The following is a 15,054-nucleotide window of genomic DNA, read 5'->3' on the forward strand; positions in this document are numbered from 1 at the left end:
TCCCTGCCGCTAGGCCGGCTTGACGGAGGACCAGGCGGTGACGCTCACCCGGTCGTCGCAGAAGGCGAAGACGCCGTCGTCCATGGCGATCTGGTGCTTCCCGGCGTCGAGCACCCCGATGACCAGCGTCGGGTAGGAGGCCGGGGTCGCGCCGGACGCGCAGTAGCCGTCCGCCTCGCCCTGGACCTGCACGAACGTGAGCTTGGTCCACGCCCGGGCACCGGGGGCCAGGACCAGTTTCGCGGCGGAGCCGGTGTGGGTGGTGGCCAGCGGGTGGTTCTTCTCCGGTGAGCCGTTGCCCGCCGCCGCGACCGTCGGGTAGCCGCCCACCGTGCAGGCGGACGCGGAGGTGTTGGTGACGGAGAGGACGACGGCCCCGGTCCCCGTGCCCGGCGGGCGGTTCGCGGCCTGGTGCGCCTCGGAGACCTTCACGTTCCCAGCCGTACAGGGCTTCTTCGTCCCGCCGCCCGTGGCGCCGCCGGTCGTGGAGGCGGACGGGGAAGGGGACGCGGAGGCGCCGCCCGTGGCACCTCCGGTCGCGCCGCCGGTGGGCGTGGGCGCGGTCGGCCCCGAGGCCGCGGGCGGGGCGGGCGGGGTCGCCGGTCCGCCGGCCGCGCCGGCGTCGCCGGTCGGCGTACAGCCCGTCATCAGGGCAACGGCCGCCAGGGCCGTCGCCAGAACCGCCGCCGTCCGGCCGGTGATCGCTGTGTTCTTCATGGGTGCTCCCGAGGTCCACGACCGGTCCCGCACCGGCACTCGCGTGCTGGAACACGACCCCCTGACCCGGACAGGTTCCCGCCGCACGGCCCTGTGGCGGTTCCGTGACGCGCCCATGACGAACGGTCATCACCCCGGCGCAGTACACGGCGCACGCCCAGGGCGTGTCATCCGTCAGCGCGCGTAGGAGCCGATGCCGACGACGCAGTAGACGTACTCGTTGAGCGTGATGCCGCCCCGGCTGTAGCGGTAGGAGAAGCCGTACTCGGTCTTCGGATTGGCGTCGCAGCGGTTCATGTCCGAGGTGCCGGGGATGCTCTCGATCACCTTGTAGTGAGCGTCCGACGCGGAACACGGCACCTCGCGCACGTCGTCCACGCGCTGGGCGGTGGTCGAGTCCGGCAAAGTGCCGTTGAGGCAGGTGCCCCGGTCGAAGGGGCTCGGAGCCGCCTCCGGCGTCGGGAGGACGGGGTAGGGGGCGGTGCCGGCCGGGGTGTCCGCCGGAGCCGGGGGCGGCGGGGCCGCGGGAGGCGTCCACGCGCTGTACGACGGCGTGGACGTGGCGGTGTCGGTGGGCGTGGACGTGGCGGTCGGGGAAGAAGAAGCGGTGCTTGTGTCGCCGTCGTCACCGAGGTTGGCCACGATCAGGCCGATGATCACGGCGGTGGCGATCCCGGCGGCCACCAGGCCGCCGCGCGAGCCGGACCGCCCCTGCGGTGCGGGCGGCACGGGCGGGACCGGCCCCTCGGCCGCCTCGGCCCGCACCGCGACGCGCAGCAGCACCTCGGTCTCGCCGAGGCGGGCCCGCACCAGGTCACCGTCCTTGCACACCGGGATCCGGAGCCGGGCGGTGCCGCTCGCCAGCGGCACGGGGAGGATCACCCCGTGCGCGGCCTGCTGGGGGGTGAGCGATATGGGGATCTCTTGCGACGACACCAGCTGCTCCCGAAGTGTGGTGGTGCGGACCGCGCCTGACGGACCCCCGGGAATTGTGCCCGGTGCCCGCGGGGCCCCGCAGGCGTTCACGCGATCCCCGCGACCCCGGCCCCCCATCCCTGCCCGGTCGCCACCCGGTCCGAACGCGTGGGGCATAAACGCCGTACCCCCGGGCGTTGTTGATCGTTGAGGGTTCAACACCGACAGCCGACCCACCGACAGCCGATCCGTCGACACCTGGAGGAAGACCCGCATGACCGACATCGACTGGGACCACCCCACCGACCCCAAGCCCGGCTGGCAGCTGGACCACGTCAAGCAGTACGTCGCGTCCAACGGCGCCGAAGGCCACTCCTGGAACGGCACGCAGACGCTGCTGCTCACCACCATCGGGCGCAAGAGCGGCAACCCCGTCCGGACCCCGCTCATCTACGGCGAGAAGGACGGGCGGTACTTCATCGTCGCCTCCAAGGGCGGCGCGCCGGAGCACCCGCTGTGGTACCTGAACCTCACGGAGCACCCCGAGGTCCGGATCCAGGTCGGACCCGAGATCATCCAGGGCAGGGCCCGTACCGCCGACCCCGCCGAGCGCGCCGAGGCCTGGCCGCTGATGGTCGGGCACTGGCCCGCCTACGAGGAGTACCAGACCAAGACCGACCGCGAGATCCCGGTCGTCGTCATCGAGCCCCTCGGCGCGTAACGCAACCGGCGCGGCGGCGGGGTCAGCGGCCCAGGGCCGCCATCGCCGCGTTGTGGCCCGGCACACCGCTGACCCCGCCGCCGCGCACCGCGCCCGCCCCGCACAGGAGCACGCCGGGGTGCCGGGTCTCCACGCCCCAGCGCCCCGCCCCCTGTGCCGTCCCCGTCTCCGCGCCCGGCGCCGCGTCCCGGTCCGCGAAGGGCCAGGACAGGTCCCGGTGGAAGATGTGGCCGCCGGGCAGGCGCAGTTCGCGTTCCAGGTCGAGCGGGGTCTTGGCCTCGATGCAGGGGCGGCCCTCCGCGTCGACGGCCAGGCAGTCGGCCAGCGGTTCGGCGAGATGCGCGTCCAACTGCGCCAGCGTGGCCGCCAGCAGCGACTCCCGGACCCCCTCGTTGTCCTTCTCGAACAGCCGGGCCGGGGCGTGCAGTCCGAACAGGGTGAGCGTCTGGTAGCCGCGTTCCGCCAGGTCCGGCCCCAGGATCGAGGGGTCGGTCAGCGAGTGGCAGTAGATCTCCGAGGGCGGCGCGGACGGCGGTTCGCCGGCGGCGGCCTCGCGGTAGGCCCGTGCGAGCTCCTCGTAGCCCTCCCCGATGTGGAAGGTGCCGGCGAAGGCCTCGCGCGGGTCCACCGAGGAGTCGCGCAGTCGGGGCAGCCGGCGCAACAGCATGTTCACCTTGAGCTGCGCGCCCTCGGCGGCCTCCGGCGCGGGTTCGCCGAGGAGCCGTGCCAGGTCCTGTGGCGAGGCGTTGACCAGCACCTTCCGGGCGCCGACGCGGCCTTCGCCGTGCTCCGTGCGGTACGTGACCTCCACCGGCCCGCTCGGCTCCGTCCCCGCGCCGGGGTCGACGTCGATCCGCACCGCCTCGTGCCCGGTGGCGATCCGCGCCCCGGCCGCCCGGGCGGCGGCGGCGAGCGCGTCGGTGAGGGCGCCCATGCCGCCGACGGGCACGTCCCAGTCGCCGGTCCCGCCGCCGATCACGTGGTAGAGGAAGCAGCGGTTCTGCGCGAGCGAGGGATCGTGGGCGTCGGCGAAGGTCCCGATCAGGCCGTCCGTGAGCACCACGCCGCGCACCAGGTCGTCGGCAAACCGCTGCTCGACGGCGCGCCCCAGCGGCTCCTCGAACAGCATCCGCCAGGTGCTCTCGTCGTCGATGCGCGCCCGCAACTCGCTCCGGGTGGGCAGCGGTTCCGTGAGTGTGGGGAAGACCCGGCGGGCGAGGCGGGCGATGCTCGCGTAGAAGGCCCGCCAGTTCTCGTACTCGCGGTCGGAACCGGTGAGCCGGGCGAAGGACGCGCGGGTCCGGTCCTCGCCACCGCCGACGAGGAGCCCGTCCGCCCGGCCGGCGCGCCGGGTGGGGGTGTACGAGGACACCGTGCGCTTGCGGACGGCGAACTCCAGCCCCAGCTCCCGCACGATCTTGTCGGGCAGCAGCGAGACGAGGTACGAGTAGCGCGACAGGCGGGCGTCGACCCCCGCGAAGGGGCGGGTGGAGACGGCGGCGCCGCCGGTGTGGCCGAGGCGTTCCAGGAGCAGGACCGAGCGTCCCGCCCGGGCCAGGTAGGCGGCGGCCACCAGGCCGTTGTGCCCTCCGCCCACGATCACCGCGTCGTACACGCCCTGGAACCGCTGCTCCTTGGTCATGGCTCTTGTTAGCACATCTGCCCGAGCCGCTCCAGACAGTGTGCTTCGTCCGCGTGGGCCGCGACGGTGTCCGGATGGTCGGCGCCGAGGACGCGCTCGCGGGCGCCCGCCACCTCCTGGTACACGGGGAGCGCCTCGTCCCAGCGGCCCAGGCGCCCGAGGCCCACGGCCACTTCGCGGCGGCTGACCAGCGTGTCCGGGTGGTCGGGGCCCAGCGTGCGGGCCCGCAGCGCGAAGACCTGCCGGGCCTCGGCGACGGCGTCCGCCCAGCGCCCGAGGCGGCCGAGGTTGACGCCGACGACGTGGCGGGCGCGCAGGGTCTCGGGGTCGGCGGCGCCGTAGGCGCGGGTGCGGTCGCGGGCGAGGGAGCGGAAGAGGTCCAGTGCCTCCGCGGTGCGGCCGAGGCGGCCGAGACCGATGCCGACCTCGTAGCGGGCGGCGAGGGTGTCGGGGTGGTCGCGGCCCAGGATCCGCTCGCGGGCGGCGGCGACCTCGCGGTAGGCGGCGAGGGCCTCCTGCCAGCGGCCGAGCTGACCGAGGGCGTAGCCGACCTCGTAGCGGGTGAGCAGGGTGTCCGGATGGTCCGGGCCGAGCACCCGGGACCGGGCGGCGGCCACTTCCTCGGCGGTGCGGTGAGCGTCGGCGAGCCGGCCGAGGCGGCTGAGGCTGAAGGCCAGGTTGTGACGGCAGCGCAGGGTGTCCGGGTGGTCGGCGCCCATGGTGCGCTCGCGGGCGGCGAGCACGGTGCGGTAGACCTCGTGCGCCTGCTGGTGGCGCCCGAGCCGGCCGAGGACGTACGCCGTCTCCTGGCGGGCGGCGAGGGTGTCGGGGTGGTCGGGGCCGAGCGTACGTGCGCGGCCCTCGGCGACCCGGGTGTGTGCGGCCAGCGCGTCGGCGGGGCGGCCGGCCCGGCTGAGGGCGAAGGCGTGCGCGGAGACGGCGGCGAGGGTCTCGGGGTGGTCCGGCCCGAGCGGGCGGGACGGCCGGGCCTGACCGTAGGCGGCGGTCAGCCGCGGGTCCTCGGACGCGGGGGGCCGTACGACGCCCCCGGCGGGCGAGCCCGACGCGCAAGCGGCGGGGTCCGGCTCCGCGGCGTGCTCCGCCGGGGCCGGTTCGGGCTGCGGGACCGGTACCGGGAGCGGCTGGGGAGCCGATTCGCGGGTGGACTGCGCCTCGGAGGGCTCCCGGACCGGCACGGCGGGGCCGGCGGCGGTCCACGAGCCGGTCAGGACGGTCCAGGCGCCGCTGGCCGGGCGAGCCTCCAGGCCCGCCTTGCGTCCGGCGGTCATTCCGAGCGCCCACCCGGGCAGGGCGCCGGTGGCGAGGGGCACGGCGGCGGGGCCGCGGCGGGCGTCGACGAGGCGGCGGTGCAGTCCGCGGGCGTCGGCGGGCCGGTCCTCGGGCCGCTTGGCCAGCAGGTCCAGGACCACCTGTTCGAAGTGGACGGGAAGTTCGGGGCGGTGTTCGCGCGGCGGCACCGGAGCGGTGTCCCGGTGGCCGACCAGGACGGACCAGGAGTCGCCGAGGTCGAAGGGCGGGGCGCCGGTGGCGATCTCGTACAGGACGCAGCCGAGGGAGTAGAGGTCGCTGCGGTGGTCGACCTCACCGCCCGCGATCTGCTCGGGCGACATGTAGTGCGGGGTGCCCATGGCCATGCCGCCGCCGGTGAGCTTGGCGGTGAAGCCGATGTCGGCGGCGAGCCGGGCGATGCCGAAGTCGCAGATCTTCACCGTGCCGTCGGTGAGCCGCATGATGTTGGCGGGCTTGAGGTCGCGGTGCACGACGCCCTGGTCGTGGGTGTAGCCGAGGGCCGCGGCGAGTTGTTCCGCGATGTCGACGACATCGTCGACGGGCAGCGGGCGGGCCTCGTTCTCCTCCAGGAGCTGGCTGAGATTACTCCCTTCGAGCAGCTCCATGACGAGGTAGAGCGGGCCGCCGGTGGCGCTGTCGTCGCCGAAGTCGTGGACCACGGTGACGCCCCGGTGCTGGAGCGAGGCGGCGACGCGGGCCTCGCGCCGGAAGCGCTCGCGCAGGACCTGGGTGAAATGGGCGTCCTGTTCGGCGCCGAGCGGTTTGAGACACTTCACTGCGACATGCCGGCCGAGCGACTCGTCACGGGCGCGCCACACCTCGCCCATGCCGCCGCGGCCGATCAGATCGAGCGACCTGTACCGGCCCTGGATCAGTCTGGACTCAGCCATGTCCTACTGCCGCCCCCGTCGTCGTGCTCGTGGTCGCGCTCCACCCTCCCCGGCCGGTCCAGTATGGCCGCTGAAGTGCGCAGTGCGTGCGGCGAGGGGCGACTCCCGGGGCCCATGCGACGCATCGCTCTCAAGATGTGACCTGGCGGGAGCTGCCAGCGCAGATCCGCGGGAACGCTGCGCAGGGCGAGGCCGGTGAGGCGCAGGCGCCGGGTGACGGTGGGCGGGGCGGGCGCGGGCCGCCCGTAGAGCCGGTGCGCGTAGGCCGGGAGGGTTCCGTAGGCCAGGTCGGCGAGCGGTCGCCACAGCAGGTTTCGGCCAGGCACCAGGACGGGGTGGGTCGGCGGGCTGCGCAGGAAGTCGTCGACGGCGCGGGCGTCCGCGCCGACGGCGAGGCGGGGGCGGATCTCGTCGAAGTAGGCGGCCAGGCCGGCGGTGGTGGCGGGCACGCCGACGGGGTCGAGGCCGACGAGGCGGGCGTTGACGCGGTTCTCGTCGACGTACCGGTCGGCCTGGGCGTCGGTGAGGAGGACGCCGGAGCGGCGCAGTATGTGCAGGAAGGAGTCGATCTGCGCGCAGTGGACCCACAGCAGCAGTTCGGGATCGTCGACGGGGAAGCGCTCGCCGGTGGCGGGGTCGGTCGCCGACAGGCCGCGGTGGATGGCGCGGACGCGGGCCCCGGCCCGTTCGGCGGCCTCGGTGGTGCCGTAGGTGAGGGTGCCGACGAAGTCGGCGGTGCGCAGCAGCCGTCCCCAGGCGTCGCGCCGGAAGTCGGAGTTCTCCATCACGCCGCGGACGGCGCGGGGGTGCAGGGCCTGGAGGTAGAGCGCCCGGATCCCGGCGATCCACATGACCGGGTCGGCGTGGCACTGCCAGGTGACGGACCGGGGGCCGTAGAGGCCGGGGTCGGGGGCGCTGTCCGCGCCCGTGCCGGGGCCGGTGCCCGGGGCGGCGTCCGCGGCGGGCGGGGCCTTCGGGCCGTCCGTGACCCGGTCCGCTCCGTCGTGCCCGTACGGCGCTGCGCTCATGGGTGGCCTCCCGTCGCCTGAGTCGAGCGTACCGACCGGGCGGTGGGTCGCGCAGGGACCGACGCGGACCAGCAGTTTCCTCCCGGTCGCCGCGGTGCTGTCGGGAAGATCACAGGGGGTGCGTACCGGGATCGAGAAGGGCGCGGCGGAGTACCCGACCAGAATGGGCCCGGCATCGGGGGATTCCCCGTGCTGCGAGAGGGGGAGTAGGCATGTCGAGTAGGAACCCGGGGCGTTCCGTCCTGGCCGCCGCGGCCGTCGTCTGCGCGTCGGTGGTGCTGGCGGGCTGCGACAGCGCGCCGCCCGCGCTGCAGTTCGGGTCGGCGAAGCCGTCCGGCGCACGGCTCGAAGCACGGCCCGCGGCGGGACGTTCGCTGCCCATCGCGCAGTGGCCCAACGCCTGCGAGGTGCTGAGCGACGAGGAGATCCGCGCGATCCTGCCGCAGGCGAAGGACTTCGAACGCCGGCCGGTCAAGGTGACCATCATCAACTTCAACCCGCTCCAGAAGTCGGAGCCGGGCACCACCGGCGACGTACCGGCCGGTGGCTGCGAGACCGAGTTCGCCCTGCCGGCCAAGTACAAGGCCAAGCACAACAGCAAGGTCCGCATCGTCTTCAAGACGGTCGCGGACGCCGCCCTCGTGGCGGACGCCTACGCCGAGGACCGGGACAAGGAGGCCAAGGAAGCAGGCCAGGACACCAAGAAGTTCCGCGACCTCCAAGGCTCCCTGGGAGCGGCCGGCTGCTACACCGAGGGCACGACCAACAACCTGATCTGCCACCAGGGCCCCTACGAGTTCGAGGTCAGCGGCATGTCGACCGCGGACGGCGTCGGCAAGTACCCGGACTCCGAGGAGAACTGGCGCGACAAGGTCCTGACCGAAGTGGTCCGCACCCTGAGCGCCCGCATGACGTGAACCCGGCGCCCGCCGGGCGACACCTGGTCGGGTGCGGCCGGCGGCTTCACGTCCCCGAGCACCTTCTCTGCTGGTGGTCCGTACGGTGATGCATCCAGAGCACCACGTCGCAGACCCGCAACGCACTGACGGTCGCGGGGAGGCCGGCGGAGTCCCACAGGGCGATCAGGCTGTGGTGCAGGGCATGGTCGTCAGCGCGCAGCGCACCGTGCAGGGCGAGCCAGAACAGCCTCGGCCGACCAAGAACACAGCGAACGACCTGGTCGTAGACAGGAAGCAGGCGCGGCCGTTTCCGGGCGAGGAGTTTTCCCGCCGTCACCCAACCGATCCCTCGCTGACCGCAAAGCAGACGCCAGGCCGCGTCCGCCGGTGATCCCTCGGCCAGGTCGGCAGCGTCGGCCTCGACCATGTCGACGTGGACGGGAACACTGCGCAGCAGCCGGGACAAGCGGACCCCGAGGTCGCCTTCGAGGAGGTCAAGGGCGACCTGGGCGGGAATCCTGACCGAAAGGGTCTGTACAGCGATCAGGTCGTCGGCGGTCACTTCATTCGCAGTGGCCCGGCGGTCCCCTCCCCCGGCGAGATGCTCGAAACGGCTGCCCGTGAACGGCACCGCTCCATCGCGGCCGGTACCGAAATAGCAGCGGAGCGCGGATACGGCCTGATCCGACGCGAGGAGGCGGGTCAGGCGGTCGGCGACCGCCGGGGGGCTCATCTGTGCAGCCATGTGGCGAAGGCGCCGACGAGGCCGGCGTAGAAGCGCTCGTCGGGGACCGATCCCGGGTTCTTGCTCGCGTCGTAGAAGGCGACGTTGGTGAAGGTCGCGGAGGCGGATGCGTTGAGGTTCTTGTAGAACGCGAGCTTGCCGCGGCCGAACCCGACGAACAGCCAGAAGACGCCGAGCGGCGCGGTGTTCTGCAGCAAGGAGCGGACTTCGGCCTTGTCCCACGGTTCGTCTCCGACCTGGGTCACGATGAAGGCGGGGTCGGTGGCGCCGGATTCCTGGTAGTGCCCCACCGCACGGCGCATGGCGTCGGCGACGTTGCCCCACCCCCAGTCGACCTGGGTGTGCAACTGCCCGATGCGACCGCGGTAGTTGTCGAGGCGGATCTCCTCCAGGAAGGGCTCCACTCCGCTGGAGAAGACCACGGGGACCGTGCCGTCGTCATCGAGCGTGGCCGACAACGCCAGGACGCGCTCGGCGAAAGCTTGCACGGCGAACGACTCGTACAGCTCTTCCATGTGCGAGTCGTGGTCCAGGATCAGGTACACCGCTGCCCGTTGGTCCGCGATGGACCGCTCCACGAGGGCCTTGCTGGCCTGGCGTGCCGGAGACAGCAGTCCGGGGGCCACCCGTTCGACCTTCGAGAGGGCCGGCGCGGGCTCCGCGGAACTCACATTCCGGCGCCCTCTATAGGGAAGGGGCGCGGGAGCCGGAGCCGGCTCGGGTTCGGGTTCGACGTCGACGCCGTAGTCGGTCGCGAGGCCGGCCAGACCGGAGGCGTAGCCCTGTCCCACCGCGCGGAGCTTCCATCCGCCGTCCCGTCGGTAGAGCTCGGCGAGAACCACGACCGTCTCTCCGGACGTGAAGTCCGGCGGCGTGAACGACCTGGCCGGCAATCCCGCCTGGGTGACCGTCAGAAGCGGTGCACGGCTGAAGACCGTGCCCGGCCGTAGCGGATCGGCACTCGCCACCACGATCAGCCGGTCCACGCCGGCCGGTACGCGCGCGAGATCGGCCGTGACCACCGGTCCCGCGACGGACACCCCGTCGTGGGCAGGGTGGTTGTAGAAGACCAGGTCCTCATCCCCGCGAACCCTGCCGCCCGGGCCGAGCAGCAGAGCCGAGACGTCCGCTGCCACGCCGTGAACCGACACCGCCAGTATCACGGGCGCCGTGGACAGCCCGGTGTTCTCCCCTTTTCGCAACGACGCCGTCTGCATCTTCGCTCCCCCTTGATCGCCGCGAGGGAAACGCTAGACCCCGGATGACCGACCGTCCCGGCTTTGGGCAGAATGAGCCGCCGACGCACATCACGGAGGCCGGCGAGGGTGGCACCGGGCGGTCGGGACCGGTCGACGGGTGTTCAGCGGCGGACGCGGGGCATGCCCAGGCCTATCCAGGAGATGATCTCGCGCTGGATCTCGTTGTTGCCGCCGCCGAAGGTGAAGATGACCGCGCTGCGGTAGCCGCGTTCGAGTTCGCCGTGCAGGACGGCGCCCGTCGAGCCGTCCTTCAGGATGCCCGCCGCGCCGACGACCTCCATCAGCCAGGCGTAGGCGTCGCGGCGGGCCTCGGAGCCGTAGACCTTGACGGCGGAGGCGTCCTGCGGGGTGAGCGTGCCGCTCTGGACGGCGTTGACCATCTGCCAGTTGAGCAGTTTCATCGCGTCCAGGCGGGCGTGCGTGCGGGCGAGGCGGCCGCGCACCCAGCCCAGGTCGATGACCCGGCGGCCGTCGGCGAGCTTCGTGTCGGCGGCCCAGCGCTGTACGTCGTGCAGGGCGCGGATCGCCATCGTGCCGTGCGCGGCGAGGGTGACGCGCTCGTGGTTGAGCTGGTTGGTGATCAGGCGCCAGCCCTTGTTCTCCTGGCCGACCCGGCGGCTGGCGGGGACGCGGATGTTCTCGTAGTAGCTCGCGGTCGTGTCGTGCGAGGCGAGGGTGTTGATGAGGGTGCAGGAGTAGCCCGGGTCGTCCGTGGGGACGAGGAGCATGGTGATGCCCTTGTGGGCCGGGGCCTCGGGGTCGGTGCGCACGGCGAGCCAGACCCAGTCGGCGGTGTCGCCGTTGGTGGTCCAGATCTTCTGCCCGTTGACGACGTAGGTGCCGCTCTCCTCGTCCCCCTCGCGGACGGCCTTGCAGGTCAGGGCGGCGAGGTCGGTGCCGGCGTCGGGTTCGCTGTAGCCGATGGCGAAGTCGATCTCGCCCGCCAGGATCCTGGGGAGGAAGTACGCCTTCTGCTCGTCCGTGCCGAACTGCATGATGGTCGGGCCGACGGTGTTGAGGGCCATCAGCGGCAGCGGGACGACGGCCTGGGCCGCCTCGTCGAAGAAGATGAACTGGTCCATGGGCGACATCCCGCGCCCGCCGTACTCCTCGGGCCAGCCCACGCCGAGCCAGCCGTCGGCGCCGAGCCGCCGGATCGTCTCGCGGTAGAAGCGCTTCTGCGCGGCCGCGTCCTGGTAGCGCCCGTAGACGTCCTCCGGGACCAGCTCGGCGAAGTAGGCGCGCAGCTCGGTGCGCAACTGCTGCTGCTCAGGCGTGTATTCGAGGTGCACGGCCCCTCCGGGAGTCTCGTGTCCGTCCGTCACTGGCGGCCGTAGAGTAGAACGTGTTCCAAGAATCCGGAAGGGTGGCGGAGGGGCCGGGGACGGACGGGATCGCCGCGCGCCGTCAGTGGCGGAGCGCGCCCGCTCCCACCGGACGGGACGGGTTCAGGGCCGTGATCATGGACACCGTGGTCGCCGTCATCGCCGTGCGGGCCGCCGTCAGGTACGGGCGAGGGTCGGCCCCGGTCAGGTGGGTGCGGATGGCCTCGGTCATCGCCACGTTCAGGGCGGTGCCGATGTTGACCTTGCGGATGCCGCCCGCGACCGCCGCCGCCAGCTCCTCGTCCGGCAGACCGGACGAGCCGTGCAGGACGAGCGGTACGTCCACGGTCTTGGCCAGCCGGGCGAGCAGCGCGTGGTCCAGGGCGGCGGTCCGCGAGGTCATCGCGTGGCTGCTGCCGATCGCGACGGCCAGCGCGTCCACGCCGGAGTCCGCGACGAAGCGGCGCGCCTCGTCCGGGTCCGTACGGGCGCCGGGAGCGTGCGGGTCCAGCGGGGCGGCGCCGTTCTTGCCGCCGACCTCGCCCAACTCGGCTTCGATCCACAGGCCGTTGGCGTGCGCCCAGTCGGCGGCCGAACGGGTGGCCTCCAGGTTCTCTCCGTACGGCAGGTGCGCGGCGTCGTACATGACGGAGCCGAATCCGGCGTCGGCGGCCCGGCGCAGCAGGTCGGCACTCTTGACGTGGTCCAGGTGCAGGCCGACGGGCACCCCGGCGGCTTCGGCGCAGGCCGCCGCGGCGCGCGCGATGGGCAGCAGTCGGCCGTCCCGGAAGCGGACCGCGTTCTCGCTGAGCTGGATGATGACCGGCGCGCCGCTCTGCTCGGCGCCGGCGACGACGGCCTCGGCGTGTTCGAGGGTGATGATGTTGAAGGCGGCGACGGCCCGGCCTGCGGCGGCCGCCTCCTGGACCAGGGTGCCCGCGGGGACGAGGCTCATCGGACGGCCCCCTCTTCGCTGGTGAGGATCACCGAGCGGGTGAGGTTGCGCGGCCGGTCGGGGTCCAGGTCCCGGTGGGCGGCGACGGCGATCGCGAGCCGGTGTACCCGTACCAGCTCGGCCAGCGGGTCGTGCCGGGGCTCCACCCACTGGGCGCCCGTGTCGCGCACCTGGTCGGCCAGACCGTCGGGAGCCTCGTCCAGCGCCCATGTGACGGTGCCGGGACCGCTGATGCTGATGGGGCCGTGCCGGTACTCCATCGCCGGGTAGGACTCCGACCAGGAGAGGGCCGCCTCGCGCATCTTGAGCGCGGCCTCGTGCGCGAGGCCCACGCTCCAGCCGCGACCGAGGAAGGTGAACTCGCTGCGCTCCGCGACCTGTTCGGGCAGCGGCTCGCTGAGCGCGGCGCGCGCGTCGGCGACGACCGCCGGGCTGTGCAGGCCGACGTGGGCGCGCAGCAGGGTGAGCGCCGTGGTGGCGAAGCGGGTCTGCACGACCGAGCGCTCATCGGCGAAGTCCAGGACGACGAGGTCGTCGGCCAGGGTCATGACCGGGGTGTCCGGGTCACCGATGACGGCCGTGGTGCGGATCCCAGCGTCGCGCAGCTGTGCGAGCAGGTCCAGCACCTCGGTGGTGGTGCCGGACCGGGTGAGGGCCACCACGCGGTCGTAGCGCCTGTGGCGCGGGAATTCGGAGGCGGGGAACGCGTCGGTCTCCCCCGCGCCCGACTCCTCGCGCAGCGCGGCGGCGGCCTGCGCCATGTAGTACGAGGTCCCGCACCCCACGATCGCGGCGCGCTCCCCCGGCTGCGGGAGCACGGCCCGCTGGGCGGGGGCCATGTCGGCGGCCCGCTCCCAGCAGTCGGGTTGCGTGGTCAGCTCGTACGCGACATGGCTCATGTCGGCTCCCTGTGCGGTGGGTGCGGGCGGTGCAGGGGCCCGGAGAGGTGCACCTGCTCTTTTCTGCAAGATAGCCGGTGGTTTCGCGCAACTTCAAGCATCGACGGGGTGGCGACCTGAGTTAATGTCGACGCAGGGCCCGAACACGGCCCGAACGCTCGTCGCGCTCGTCGACGGGCGCGACGGTCAGACGCCCACACAGACGCAACACGAAGACGCAATACGAAGACGCAACGCACACAAGGGGGTACGCCGCCGTGGGGTCCATGTCCCGGGAGGTGCGCTGGCAAACGCTGCTGGATCTGCTGGTGGAACGCGGCCGCCTGGAGGTCGAGCCGGCCGCCGAGACGCTCGGCGTCTCCGCCGCCACCATCCGGCGCGACTTCGACGAACTGGCGCAGCAGCAGATGCTGGTGCGCACGCGCGGCGGGGCGGTGCTGCACGGGGTGTCGTACGAGCTTCCGCTGCGCTACCGCAGTACGCGCCGCGCGCCGGAGAAGCGCCGGATCAGCGAGGCGGTGGCCGCGCTGATCGCGCCGGGCGAGGTGGTGGGCCTGACGGGCGGGACGACGACCACCGAAGTCGCCCGCGCGCTCGCGGGGCGGGCGGACCTGAGCACGGGCGCGAGCGGGTTGCCCGCGCTGACCGTGGTGACGAACGCCCTCAACATCGCGGGTGAACTGGTGATCCGGCCGCAGTTCAAGACCGTGCTCACCGGAGGCGTGGCGCGCCCGCAGTCCTACGAACTGACCGGGCCCCTGGCCCAGGGCGTCCTCGGGCAGCTCACCGTGGACACGGCGATCCTCGGCGTGGACGGCTTCGATCCCGTGGACGGCGCCGCCACCCGCCACGAGGACGAGGCGGCGGTGAACCGCCTCCTGTGCGACCGCTCCCGCCGGGTGGTCATCGCCGCGGACTCCAGCAAACTGGGCGTCCGCGCCTTCGCCCGCATCTGCCCCGCCTCGTCGGTGGACATCCTGGTCACGGACACGGGCCTGTCGGACGCGGGAGCCAAAGCCTTCGAGGAGGCGGGGGTGGAGGTGGTGCGGGTGTGAGGGGGTGGTGGTGTACTGGTGTGCTGGTGACCCCGGCTGCGCCGGGGCGCGGCTGCGCCGCTCGTGGGGTGCGCTTCGTGCGTCCGGGGTCGGGGTGGTTCCGGGGGCTGCCCGTCAGTTCCACTGTCTTCCCGTGCCGGGGCGTCCTGTCAAGAGCGCTCCTTCGTCGCGTCGCTTCGCGATGGCCTGCGGCCACTCTTGACATGCCACCCCGTCCCGGAAAGCCAAGAACTGTCGGGCCGCCCCCGGGGGAGGCATGGGGGAGGCTGCCCATCGCCTGAGGCCCGGCGCCCGGCCACAGGCCAAATGGGGCTCATGTGACGCCCTTCGGGCGACAGGAACGCACTCAATCGCTACGCGCTTCTCCGAGAGAGGCGTCTGCGGCCTATTTTGGGCTGGTGAGGGGCGCGGCAGGACTCATAGCTCGGCCAGGCGAGCGTCCACTCGGGTCAAGCAGCCGTCGACTCCGCACAACCGCACAAAATGCCCCTTTTGTGAGCTTTTGATCTCGACTTTTGGGGCGGACGGCTGCCAGACCCGGACCAACACCCATCTGACCGAAGTCTCAGCCCTATGCGGCCCGCTGACGCTTCTCTTGGAGGAGCGCGTAGCGATTTGATGCGTTCTTGTCGCCCGAAGGGCGGGGCATCGGCCTCACTCGGCCTGCGGCCGGGCGCCGGGCCCCAGGCAATG

General features: G+C 72.8%; 13 protein-coding genes. 3 read left to right on the forward strand and 10 right to left on the reverse strand.

Annotation, left to right across the window (positions count from 1 at the left end; genetic code table 11):
• Window positions 1-9 precede the first annotated feature (9 nt).
• Both AC0693_RS16260 and AC0693_RS16265 read right to left on the reverse strand, forming a co-directional pair.
• Window positions 10-717, reverse strand: coding sequence for a DUF4232 domain-containing protein (locus AC0693_RS16260; protein ID WP_469339885.1), 708 nt, complete (start codon window positions 715-717; stop codon window positions 10-12).
• Between the two features lie 174 nt (window positions 718-891).
• Window positions 892-1,653, reverse strand: coding sequence for an LppU/SCO3897 family protein (locus tag AC0693_RS16265; protein WP_478802157.1), 762 nt, complete (start codon window positions 1,651-1,653; stop codon window positions 892-894).
• A gap of 253 nt (window positions 1,654-1,906) precedes the next feature.
• On the opposite strand from AC0693_RS16265, the gene AC0693_RS16270 reads away from it, so the two are divergent.
• Window positions 1,907-2,353: a nitroreductase family deazaflavin-dependent oxidoreductase gene (locus tag AC0693_RS16270; RefSeq protein ID WP_469320403.1), complete on the forward strand. Its 447-nt coding sequence runs from the start codon at window positions 1,907-1,909 to the stop codon at window positions 2,351-2,353.
• 22 nt (window positions 2,354-2,375) lie between these two features.
• On the opposite strand, the gene AC0693_RS16275 is transcribed toward AC0693_RS16270, so the two are convergent.
• From AC0693_RS16275 to AC0693_RS16285, 3 genes are read right to left on the reverse strand one after another with little or no spacing between them, the layout of a single operon-like run.
• Window positions 2,376-3,995 carry a phytoene desaturase family protein gene (locus tag AC0693_RS16275; protein ID WP_478802158.1) on the reverse strand — a complete coding sequence of 540 codons (1,620 nt, stop codon included), beginning with the start codon at window positions 3,993-3,995 and terminating at the stop codon, window positions 2,376-2,378.
• Window positions 3,996-4,003: 8 nt separating this feature from the next.
• Window positions 4,004-6,196 (reverse strand): serine/threonine-protein kinase, encoded by a 2,193-nt coding sequence (locus tag AC0693_RS16280; RefSeq protein ID WP_478802159.1) that lies wholly within the window; start codon window positions 6,194-6,196, stop codon window positions 4,004-4,006.
• Window positions 6,178-7,224 (reverse strand): oxygenase MpaB family protein, encoded by a 1,047-nt coding sequence (locus AC0693_RS16285; protein WP_478802160.1) that lies wholly within the window; start codon window positions 7,222-7,224, stop codon window positions 6,178-6,180. The genes AC0693_RS16280 and AC0693_RS16285 overlap by 19 nt, the downstream gene beginning before the upstream one ends.
• Before the next feature lie 212 nt (window positions 7,225-7,436).
• Between AC0693_RS16285 and AC0693_RS16290 the strand changes: the two genes are divergently transcribed.
• A complete protein-coding gene (locus tag AC0693_RS16290) occupies window positions 7,437-8,141 on the forward strand; it encodes a hypothetical protein (protein WP_478802161.1) in 705 nt (234 codons plus the stop codon).
• A gap of 46 nt (window positions 8,142-8,187) precedes the next feature.
• Here the strand turns inward: AC0693_RS16290 and AC0693_RS16295 are convergent, their stop codons facing one another.
• The 5 genes from AC0693_RS16295 to AC0693_RS16315 form a co-directional block, all read right to left on the reverse strand.
• Window positions 8,188-8,868 carry a DUF6308 family protein gene (locus tag AC0693_RS16295; protein WP_478802162.1) on the reverse strand — a complete coding sequence of 227 codons (681 nt, stop codon included), beginning with the start codon at window positions 8,866-8,868 and terminating at the stop codon, window positions 8,188-8,190.
• Window positions 8,853-10,085, reverse strand: coding sequence for a VWA domain-containing protein (locus AC0693_RS16300; protein WP_478802163.1), 1,233 nt, complete (start codon window positions 10,083-10,085; stop codon window positions 8,853-8,855). Before AC0693_RS16300 ends, AC0693_RS16295 begins: the two co-directional genes overlap by 16 nt.
• A gap of 143 nt (window positions 10,086-10,228) precedes the next feature.
• Window positions 10,229-11,419 carry an acyl-CoA dehydrogenase family protein gene (locus tag AC0693_RS16305; RefSeq protein ID WP_356416250.1) on the reverse strand — a complete coding sequence of 397 codons (1,191 nt, stop codon included), beginning with the start codon at window positions 11,417-11,419 and terminating at the stop codon, window positions 10,229-10,231.
• Window positions 11,420-11,534: 115 nt separating this feature from the next.
• Complete coding sequence (locus AC0693_RS16310) at window positions 11,535-12,407, reverse strand: class II fructose-bisphosphate aldolase (protein WP_356416247.1); 873 nt, start codon at window positions 12,405-12,407, stop codon at window positions 11,535-11,537.
• Window positions 12,404-13,306: an SIS domain-containing protein gene (locus AC0693_RS16315; protein ID WP_469320397.1), complete on the reverse strand. Its 903-nt coding sequence runs from the start codon at window positions 13,304-13,306 to the stop codon at window positions 12,404-12,406. Before AC0693_RS16315 ends, AC0693_RS16310 begins: the two co-directional genes overlap by 4 nt.
• A 266-nt stretch (window positions 13,307-13,572) precedes the next feature.
• On the opposite strand from AC0693_RS16315, the gene AC0693_RS16320 reads away from it, so the two are divergent.
• On the forward strand, window positions 13,573-14,361 hold the full coding sequence (locus AC0693_RS16320; protein WP_478802248.1) for a DeoR/GlpR family DNA-binding transcription regulator: 789 nt from the start codon (window positions 13,573-13,575) through the stop codon (window positions 14,359-14,361).
• Window positions 14,362-15,054: the final 693 nt, after the last annotated feature.

This window comes from Streptomyces sp. NPDC043876, assembly GCF_056435825.1.

What these genes read in the sequence shown, in the direction of transcription:
- AC0693_RS16260 (WP_469339885.1), bottom strand. Translation starts at nt 717, where the DNA reads ATGAAGAACACAGCGATCACCGGCCGGACGGCGGCGGTTCTGGCGACG.
- AC0693_RS16295 (WP_478802162.1), bottom strand. Translation starts at nt 8,868, where the DNA reads ATGGCTGCACAGATGAGCCCCCCGGCGGTCGCCGACCGCCTGACCCGC.
- AC0693_RS16320 (WP_478802248.1), top strand. Translation starts at nt 13,573, where the DNA reads ATGTCCCGGGAGGTGCGCTGGCAAACGCTGCTGGATCTGCTGGTGGAA.
- AC0693_RS16285 (WP_478802160.1), bottom strand. Translation starts at nt 7,224, where the DNA reads ATGAGCGCAGCGCCGTACGGGCACGACGGAGCGGACCGGGTCACGGAC.
- AC0693_RS16280 (WP_478802159.1), bottom strand. Translation starts at nt 6,196, where the DNA reads ATGGCTGAGTCCAGACTGATCCAGGGCCGGTACAGGTCGCTCGATCTG.
- AC0693_RS16315 (WP_469320397.1), bottom strand. Translation starts at nt 13,306, where the DNA reads ATGAGCCATGTCGCGTACGAGCTGACCACGCAACCCGACTGCTGGGAG.
- AC0693_RS16290 (WP_478802161.1), top strand. Translation starts at nt 7,437, where the DNA reads ATGTCGAGTAGGAACCCGGGGCGTTCCGTCCTGGCCGCCGCGGCCGTC.
- AC0693_RS16310 (WP_356416247.1), bottom strand. Translation starts at nt 12,407, where the DNA reads ATGAGCCTCGTCCCCGCGGGCACCCTGGTCCAGGAGGCGGCCGCCGCA.
- AC0693_RS16275 (WP_478802158.1), bottom strand. Translation starts at nt 3,995, where the DNA reads ATGACCAAGGAGCAGCGGTTCCAGGGCGTGTACGACGCGGTGATCGTG.
- AC0693_RS16300 (WP_478802163.1), bottom strand. Translation starts at nt 10,085, where the DNA reads ATGCAGACGGCGTCGTTGCGAAAAGGGGAGAACACCGGGCTGTCCACG.
- AC0693_RS16270 (WP_469320403.1), top strand. Translation starts at nt 1,907, where the DNA reads ATGACCGACATCGACTGGGACCACCCCACCGACCCCAAGCCCGGCTGG.